This is a genomic window from Acinetobacter sp. EKM10A, from assembly GCF_011075215.1.
Classification (GTDB): domain Bacteria; phylum Pseudomonadota; class Gammaproteobacteria; order Pseudomonadales; family Moraxellaceae; genus Acinetobacter; species Acinetobacter baumannii.
Genome location: NZ_JAALLK010000005.1, coordinates 267,438 through 275,334, shown reverse-complemented (window position 1 = coordinate 275,334; position 7,897 = coordinate 267,438). Strand labels below are relative to the sequence as shown.

5 protein-coding genes are annotated in these 7,897 nt (G+C 39.0%); 1 reads left to right on the top strand and 4 read right to left on the bottom strand.

The features are described from left to right. The 4 genes from G9371_RS09435 to G9371_RS09420 form a co-directional block, all read right to left on the bottom strand. A partial coding sequence (locus G9371_RS09435) for an Ig-like domain-containing protein (protein ID WP_227591297.1) occupies window positions 1-2,388 on the bottom strand: 2,388 nt, incomplete at its 3' end. 457 nt (window positions 2,389-2,845) lie between these two features. After that, window positions 2,846-4,348, bottom strand: a complete 1,503-nt coding sequence (locus tag G9371_RS09430) for a cation:proton antiporter (protein ID WP_000526259.1) — start codon at window positions 4,346-4,348, stop codon at window positions 2,846-2,848. Between the two features lie 237 nt (window positions 4,349-4,585). Next, window positions 4,586-5,485: a neutral zinc metallopeptidase gene (locus G9371_RS09425; RefSeq protein WP_001267353.1), complete on the bottom strand. Its 900-nt coding sequence runs from the start codon at window positions 5,483-5,485 to the stop codon at window positions 4,586-4,588. 29 nt (window positions 5,486-5,514) lie between these two features. Continuing rightward, the gene (locus tag G9371_RS09420) at window positions 5,515-6,438 is read right to left on the bottom strand and encodes a DUF808 domain-containing protein (protein ID WP_029424794.1); all 924 of its coding nucleotides are present in this window, start codon (window positions 6,436-6,438) and stop codon (window positions 5,515-5,517) included. A 207-nt stretch (window positions 6,439-6,645) separates the two neighbouring features. Between G9371_RS09420 and trpS the strand changes: the two genes are divergently transcribed. Further along, a complete protein-coding gene (gene trpS, locus G9371_RS09415) occupies window positions 6,646-7,659 on the top strand; it encodes a tryptophan--tRNA ligase (RefSeq protein WP_000072941.1) in 1,014 nt (337 codons plus the stop codon). Window positions 7,660-7,897 lie beyond the last annotated feature (238 nt).

Genomic DNA, 7,897 nt, shown 5'->3' with positions numbered 1-7,897 from the left:
AGGCTCTGCCTGACCGCTCACCGGGTCTGTTGCATTGATCGGATCAAGCACCGGTGCATTTGGTGCAACCGTATCAACTGTATATGTGTGTGTATCGTTAACACTGCTGCTATTACCTGCCGCATCTGTAAACGTTACTTTGGCATCAATCGTCTTATCTGCATCCGCAGTCAACTCACTGCCTGGTACGCTTACTGTCCATGTGCCTGCTGTGCTATCTACAGTTGCAGTATACGTCTGGCCATTGATCACAACAGTGACCACTGTATTTGCTGCATCTGCCGGAACGTTTTTCAATACGCCTGTAACAGTAACGTTGCCTGACGCTTCTGATGCATTAATCACATTGTCAGCTGTTACTGAATCAACCGTGAAGTTAACACCATCTGTATTTGGGCCAACTGCATCGACAATAGCTGTACCTGGTAAAGATGGGTTGCCTGCTGGATCTGTAGCAATTGCCTCAACTTCGTCACCATCATTTAAACCTGGGTTTGGTACTGACCAGCTGCCATCAGGTCCTGCTACAACTGTTGCTGTGTCACCATTAGGATAGGTTACTGTTACGGTTGAACCAGGTTCTGCTGTACCTGTAATCGGGTCTGTCCCGTTAACCGGGTTAATTACTGGAGCATCCGGTGCAGTGGTATCAACTGTATATGTTTGTGTATCGTTAACACTGCTGCTGTTACCTGCTGCATCTGTAAACGTTACTTTGGCATCAATTGTCTTATCTGTATCCGCAGTCAAGCCACTGCCTGGTACACTTACTGTCCATGTACCTGCTGCACTGTCTACAGTTGCAGTATAAGTTACCCCATTAATAACAATTGTAACGGCTGTAGCAGCCGCATCTGAAGGAACGTTTTTCAATACACCTGTAATCGTGACATTGCCAGCCGCTTCTGATGCATTAATCACATTGTCAGCTGTTACTGAGTCAATCGTAAAGGTAACGCCAGCTGTATTTGGAGCAGCTGTATCAACTGTCACAACACCTGTATCTGTACCTACGTTACCTGCTGCATCTGTTGCAGTCACGGTAATGGTGTGTGGACCGTCTGCGAGTGTTGGAAGTGTATTGTCTGCAAGCGTCCAGGTGCCGTCACCATTGTTCACTGCCGGATAGTCAACGCCATCCACATTGACAACTACAGTTGCTGTCGGATCGTTCACTGTACCAGTAAGTGCTGGTGTGCTGTCGTTAGTGAGTACATCATCAAGTGCTACTGTCGGCGCAACTGCATCAACCACTGCCGTTGCTGGGCCTGATGTATTGCCAGCAGGGTCTGTTGCTACAGCTGTAACTTCATCGCCATCATTCAAACCTGGGTTTGGCACAGTCCAAGTACCATCCGGTCCTGCTACAACAGTTTTCGTACTACCGTCCGGATAAGTCACAGTCACTGTTGAACCAGGTTCTGCTGTACCTGTAATCGGGTCTGTCCCGTTAACTGGGTCAATCACTGGTGCATTTGGTGCAGTGGTATCAAGTGTATAAGTTTGTGTATCGTTAACACTGCTGCTATTACCTGCTGCATCTGTAAACGTTACTTTGGCATCAATCGTCTTATCTGCATCCGCAACTAAGCCACTGCCCGGTACACTTACTGTCCATGTACCTGCTGCTTTATCTACAGTCGCATTATAAGTTACCCCATTAATAACAACTGTAACGGCCGTGTTGGCCGCATCTGCTGGAATGTTTTTCAAAACACCTGTAATGGTGACATTACCTGCTGCTTCTGATGCATTAATCACATTATCAGAAGTAACAGGGTCAACCGAGAAAGTTACGCCATCGGTACTTGGTGGAGTGGTGTCAGCAGGTACTGAAGAATCATCATTACTATCATGATTTGATGCTGCAGCGATAATACCGCCTGCAACTAGTGGAATAGCAGCCCATAACCATGGGTTCATGCCTGCATCATGATAAAGTAGAGGCTCAATTGAAGAAATAGGTTGGTAAATAACATCAGATACCAACTCTTGTGGAGCTTCTGCTGGTAGAGCTGCTGGTAAATCTTCACCTAAAAGTGCTTGTGGTTCCACGTCACTGTCAGCATCTGCGTCCGCATCACTATCAGCATCTGCATCATTTTCAGCATCTTTGAATTTTGCCCAAATCAACTGTCCATTTTCATCTTGGAAAACCAGACTGTTATCTTTAGGCTCAGCTGTTCCACTAAAGAAGCCTTCAATAACAATAGTCTCGCCATTTTTCAGGCGAATGACTGCATTGGTACCCTCCCTATTCACTACCAATACATCACTGGCAGCCACTTTTACCAATACGACCGACGCTTCTGAAAGCTTTGCAGAAGTTCCTTGGATTGTTGACAAGGTATCGTGACTATCCTTGGCAATAATTTGTATTTCAGGCATATCTGTATTCCTTTTATATTATTGATTTAAATGATTTTATGTATAATTCTTTTTACTTAATCTTTCTAAGTTTTTGACCTACAACTTAAAAACATTAAGTAATGTGATCATTTTTACATTAAACACTTTAAAATAAAAAAAACAAATACTAAAGTACCTAAAGAAAAAATTTTAATTAATAGAAATTATATATAAGTCTTAGTTAAGTTTTTCTTATGTTAATTTAATGAAAAATCACGTTAAACGTTTTATACATAAAACAAATTTATTATTTTACTATTTACCATTTGTTGAAAAATCATTTAATTAAAATATTCATATAACAATTATTAATATCTTAATAAAATAAAATATATTATTAATGATATATATAGAAAAAAAAGGCTTTAGGTAATATTTTACTATTACACTAAAACCTCATTTTTAAATACGTTATAAATTTTAAAACTATTTATATTTAGAAATTATCTGGACTCTCAAATCTTTTTACTTCTTGTAACTTATTTGGATCATGCATGGTTGCGATCCCGTCTTCTGTTTTTTGATCAACAATAACATCTGGGTTAAAGATAGTAATTGTTTCTCTTCCTAATGCATCTTCTCCAACTATATATTGAAAGCCACGGCGATTCATTTTATGGCATAGCTTTTGATAAAAGCCTTTAAGCCCTTCCGTTTCTTCATTAGGATTGTAATAAAACGCATTCATTACCGCAGGAAGGCCAAGTCCACACACTACACCAGATAACAATACACTAATAAAGGTATATCCAATCAGAATACTACTATAAGGACTCAGCGCCGGAATATTCGCGACCGCCAAAATTAAAGCGAGTGAAATCCCTCCTCGAACACCACCCCAAGATAAAATAGTTAAACTACCATTGTAACTTTTGGTCTTACGCATTGTTGGGAAGAAAGCAAAAGACATAAAGTTTGCTGCAAAACGAGAAATATGCAGAATAAAGAAAGCAACTATTCCACCTAAAATCAGGCTAAAGTTTAAGTCAAGAATAAATAACTCAAGGCCAATTAAGGTAAATAAGAATGAATTGATAATCCCTTCTACTGTATGCCAAAAATGGTTAACCTCTCTGATCTCACGCTCTTCGCGAATTTCTTTCCATTTATTGCCGACGATTAAACCGCCAATTACGCAGGCAATCGGTGCGGATGCATGGGCAAATAGAGCCACCAAATATGCTCCACTTGCAAGTAATGCAGTTGTTAAAATCAGGGATTCCATTTCGTGTTTACCACGCAATAAGCGTAAAGTACCTATCCCAAATGCCCACCCAATACCAACAGCAACCACAATTTCATAAAGCAAAGCTTCTAATGTCGCAACCAATGAAAAATGTTCACCCTGTAAAACATTCAGTAATGTCATAAATAAGGCAATACACATCGCATCGTTAAATAAAGATTCTCCTTCTAATTTAACAATGAGATGATGAGGGGCACGAATTGAACTTAAAACACCTTTAATACCGATCGGGTCTGTTGCACCTAATGCTGCACCTAATAATAGAAGAACCAAAATTGGTACATGATGCCCAACTAACAATTGGAAACCGTAAAGTAAGCTACCAAACAATACAGCGCAGATTACCAAGGCAATAGTGGCTAAAATACTAATCTGTTTCCAATAGCTTCTTAGATCTGAAATTTTAAATTTAAGTGCTGAAGACGTCAGAATAAAGCAAATAACACCATTAATTAAAAAATCATAGAAATCGATGTGACGTACTGCTTCCTCAATATTATGAATATTGATAGTAATGAATTGATTACCATTTAAAAGACTGGCTCCCCATTGCAAAATGAAGACAAAAATCGCAGAAACAAGAGGTACGCCGATAGCCTGAGGAAAGCCCAAAATACGCTTATTAAATATGGTGGTCGCAATTGATAAGGCAAATACAACCGTAAATGCTTGTAATAAGAAAAAATTACCCATGAACACCCTTCTTCTGGGTCAATGACCAAATAAAAAATCTAGACAGCTGAACTGAACAGAACGAGAAAATAGACACCTCATGTGTGCCCAAGCAATTAAAAAGTTGGAATACAAGTTTAACGAATTACGTTAATCATTCTATCAATTAGTTAAATTTCTTAACATTAATTATGTTGGAGGGATGATTAAAAAGATGAGCCTACTTAAACACCTTGTAAACTCATCTTATTTATAGATTTAGATAGAATTATTAAAAGTATCGCATTGGCTAATATCACCAGTTTTTAAACCAACTTGGAACCAGTGCATTCGCTGTTCACTACTACCATGAGTAAAGCTATCCGGAACGACTTGTCCTGTTGCTCGTTTTTGTAAGTAGTCATCTCCAATTTTTTGCGCGGCATCCATTGCTTCCTCAACGTCCCCCTGCTCTAAAAACTGAGTACGTTGTTGATTATGATTGGCCCAGATACCCGCTAAACAGTCAGCTTGTAATTCTTGACGTACAGATAACTGATTACCTTCTCTTTGACTGACTTGCGCACGAGCCTGTTGTACTTGAGATGAGATACCAAGCAAAGTTTGGACATGATGCCCTACTTCATGGGCAACCACATAAGCTTGGGCAAAGTCCCCTGCCTGATCTTGTCTCGATAATTCTGTCTGATTTTGTTCGCCAGATATTCCCATCTGCTCACGCATATCTTTGAAGAATTCTGTATCTATATAAACCTTCTGATCTGCCGGGCAATAAAAGGGACCCATTGCAGACTGAGCTGTACCACAGCCTGACTGAATCATCCCACTAAACAAGACTAATTTTGGTGGTGTATAAGTTTTACCTAACTGTTTAAAAATAGGTGTCCACGTATCCTCTGTATCGGCTAAAATCGTCCTAATAAAATCCGAAGCTTCTTTTTGCTCAGCTGTTAAACTTTCCGGTGCAGTTGCATTTGATTGTTGCGAAGCAGTGACCTGCTGCGTTGCCTGATATGCTTGTTGTGGGTCAACACCAAAAAATTTCCATGCAACAAATGCTACAACCAAACCAATAATACTAATACCACCTGCCCTAACACCGCCTCCACCTCGACGGTCTTCAACATTGGTACTGACTCGACGGCCTTTCCAGCGCATAATTTCCCTCTTCTTTGTAGATGGCCTGATTAACTAGAAGCTTTTGGCCACATTTTTTGTATCAAACTAACAACAAGCAATACTATTGCACCAGCAACAATTCCTATTGCAAAGTTAATAAGCGTTGGGGTTAAAGCACCAATGATGTTGCCTACAGCAGGTATAGTTTCCACATGGTCAACTGTATTTTCAGTGACATGATGGAGTAAAGGAATCGTATGATTAATAATCCCTCCACCTACCAAAAACATCGCAATAGTGCCGACGATAGACAATAACTTCATTAAAAGTGGCGCAAATGCAAGCAGCCCGCGACCAATAGTTTGTTTAAAAGAAGTAGCCTGTTTTGTTAAATATAGACCCAAGTCATCAATCTTAACAATCATGCCAACCAAACCATAAACGCCGATCGTCATCACAACTGCAATAATGCTGAGGACACTAACTTTAGTCATTAAAGTTGCAGTTGCCACAGTACCTAAAGAAATAACCACAATTTCAGCTGACAAAATAAAGTCTGTACGAATAGCTCCTTTCACTTTATCTTTTTCAAAAGTTGCCAAGTCTAACTCTTCACTATCAAACTCTTTTTGTGCTTCTTCTGAGGTTGAGGCTTTTTTATGTGTAATGGTATGAAGAACTTTTTCAACACCCTCATAACATAAGAATAGCCCGCCAAGCATTAATAAAGGATTAATCAACCAAGGAGCAATCACACTAATTAATAAAGCTAGAGGAACTAAAATGAGCTTATTAACAAAGGAGCCTTTAGCAACTTTCCACACAATCGGTAATTCGCGATCAGCACGGACACCTGTAACCTGTTGTGCATTTAAAGCCAAATCATCACCTAAAACACCAGCAGTTTTTTTTGCTGCCATTTTGCTCATTAAGGCGACGTCATCTAAAATTGTTGCAATATCATCTAGTAGTAAAAGTAAGCCACTTGCCATTTCTTATCCAGGTTTGTATTTATTAAACTATTGTAAGATGATTTTTTTCAATTTTTGTAATTTTACTGAATAAATTCACAATATTATTTTAAGAAAAGTTTACCCAATTGCTGACGAAAAAATTTTATTTCCCGTACAATAATGCCAATCTTTTATATTGCAGGGCTTATTATCCCTGATTAAGCCAATACTATAGTGGAATAAATAATGAGTAATGTTGATCAGCGTCCAATTATTTTGACAGGCGACCGCCCAACCGGACAACTTCACCTCGGGCATTTTGTCGGTTCTTTGCGTTCTCGTGTAGGTCTACAGGATAGCCATCATCAACATCTCTTATTAGCAGATGCACAAGCGTTAACAGACAATGCCGATAACCCAGATAAAGTACGCCGTAACATTTTAGAAGTTGCTCTAGACTATTTAGCGGTAGGCATTGATCCAACTAAAACCACAATTTGTGTACAGTCATGCTTGCCTGCACTGAATGAGCTTACAATGTTATATCTTAACTTTGTAACTGTAGCTCGTTTGGAGCGTAACCCAACCATCAAATCTGAAATTCAAATGCGTGGTTTTGAACGTGATATTCCTGCCGGTTTCCTTTGCTACCCTGTAGCACAGGCAGCTGATATTACGGCTTTTAAAGCGACTGTAGTACCAGTAGGCGAAGATCAAATTCCAATGATTGAGCAAACTAACGAAATCGTGCGTCGTGTAAACCGTCAAATTGGTCAAGACCTTTTACCTGAATGTAAAGCATTGCTTTCTAATATGGCTCGTTTACCTGGTTTTGATGGTAAAGCGAAAATGTCTAAGTCATTAGGCAATACCATTGTTTTAAATGCTTCTGACAAAGACATCAAAAAAGCTGTAAATGCGATGTATACCGATCCAAATCATCTTCGCATCGAAGATCCGGGCCAAGTTGAAGGAAACATTGTATTTACTTATTTAGATGCATTTGATCCAAATAAAGAAGAAGTTGAAGAGCTAAAAGCACACTACCGCCGTGGTGGTCTTGGTGATGGTACAGTTAAAAAACGTCTTGAAGGTGTACTAAAAGAATTAATTACACCTATACGTGAACGTCGAGAAGAACTTGCTAAAGATCCTGACTACATTATGGATGTTTTACGCCAAGGTACTGATAAATGTCGAATCATTACCCAGCAGACTTTGGACGAAGTTAAAGATGGCTTAGGCTTATTTAAGTTCTAATTTTTTATATTAGAGATATAAATCAAAAAAGCCCTACGGGGCTTTTTTTATAATTATATTTAGATTCAATAATTTAATTTTTTAGAATTTCTATATATTTATTATGATTCACACGCTTTTACCCTTTTAACGTGAAGTAACACTAATTAACGTGAACCTTAATGAACAAATAAGAATGCGTCACTAATATAACTTGAGTAGGTTGATATGAACCTCACGACATTTCTCCTTAAGCCGA